A 1484-nucleotide genomic window follows, 5' to 3' on the forward strand; every position below is an offset into this window, starting at 1 on the left:
GATTTGCTCGACGAGATTCAATCCTTGATGAGTGGCTTCGGCAGCAAGTTCACGATAAATTTTGCATGACTACTTAGAACGTCTTGCGTCCGCAATTCCCACAGTCATGGTCAATGATCCGGACTTCTGTAGGGTGTTTTATACCCGGTATGCAGATGACTGGGTAATCGGGATCGTGGGAGACAAGGAGTTTGCTCAGTCTATAAAGGACGAGGCGACACTATTCCTGAGAGATGTTCTAAAACTTGAGTTGTCACCGGAGAAAACACTTATCTCCCATGCTAAGAACGGAAAGTCGGAGTTCCTCAGCTTCCGAATCTTAGTTGGGGACGGCGTTCGAAGGACCAAGGTTAGACCCGAGGGCCAAAGAGCCGCCGTCAGAAGGACAACGGGTTGGCAACCCAGAGTTGACGTCCCAACACAAAAGCTAGTCGAAAGGTTGCAAAAGGCTGGATATTGTAAAACGGTCAGAGGCAAGACCTTCTTTCCCTGCTCCAAGAAAGCTTTTGTTGCTCTTGAAGATCACGAAATTGTGATGCGCTTTAACAGCGTCTGGCGAGGCATTTACAATTACTACGCTATATGCGACAACGCTGCGCAATTGCGAAGGGTCATGTATCTGCTCCAGTACTCATGCTTGATGACCCTGAGTCACAAGCATCGACGAAGGGTTCCGGCAACGATCCGAAAGGTTGGTGTATTTCCGAGAGTAGCATATATGCTAGCGAACGGGGAAACGAAAGAGGTAACATTCTGGCGCCCGCCTGTTTGGAAGCGCGAAGGAGCGGCCTTCGTCGGGCTGGAAGATATTGATGTAATTCTGGCCAAGGTGTATCGATTAACCCGTACCCATTTGAATCACCCTTGTGCAGTATGCGGCTCCGAGAGTAGCGTGGAAATGCACCACGTCCGCGCTTTACGCAAAGGCAACAAGAGCATCACTAATGGGTTCAACCGTATTATGAGCGCCATCAATCGGAAGCAGATCCCGCTGTGCAGGAAATGCCACGACGATGTACACGCCGGAAAATATGACGGAATCGGCCTGTCCGACCTCTCATATATTCCGCAATGATGGTAAAATTTGCTGGAAAGCCGGATGCTATGAAAGTTGCACGTCCGGTTTGGTGGGAGCTTGGTGAGCGTCCTATAAAAAAATAGGCATCGCCAAGCGACCCAACTCCCGTGCCAGCGATGGCGTGCCGGTTCGATCCCGGCTCCGGGCACCAGGTGCCTCTGCGCATTTGGCAGCTAGCCGCCACTTCTTTTCCCGACTGCGATCGTCCCGCAAAATGCGAGGCATTCCGCAATGATCGTCTTGCCTTGAATCTGCCTGACCAGAGCGCGGTCAATATCAACAGATAGTTATTGAGCATGGTGCAAACCTCAACCGTTGGTTTGTAAACTTTCTCGACGGTGAGGATGCGCCGCCCCGAACGGCCGCACGACGGCCGCCGCCGCCGCCACCAGCACATGCGGCGGAC

Annotated in this window: 1 protein-coding gene; it reads left to right on the plus strand. The window is 52.1% G+C overall.

Annotation, left to right across the window (positions count from 1 at the left end; genetic code table 11):
• Positions 1 to 61 precede the first annotated feature (61 nt).
• Positions 62 to 1075, plus strand: a complete 1014-nt coding sequence (locus ACEN88_RS31485; RefSeq protein ID WP_413346062.1) for a group II intron reverse transcriptase/maturase — start codon at positions 62 to 64, stop codon at positions 1073 to 1075.
• Positions 1076 to 1484 lie beyond the last annotated feature (409 nt).

The organism is Massilia sp. CT11-108, assembly GCF_047302915.1.
GTDB lineage: Bacteria > Pseudomonadota > Gammaproteobacteria > Burkholderiales > Burkholderiaceae_D > Telluria > Telluria orientalis.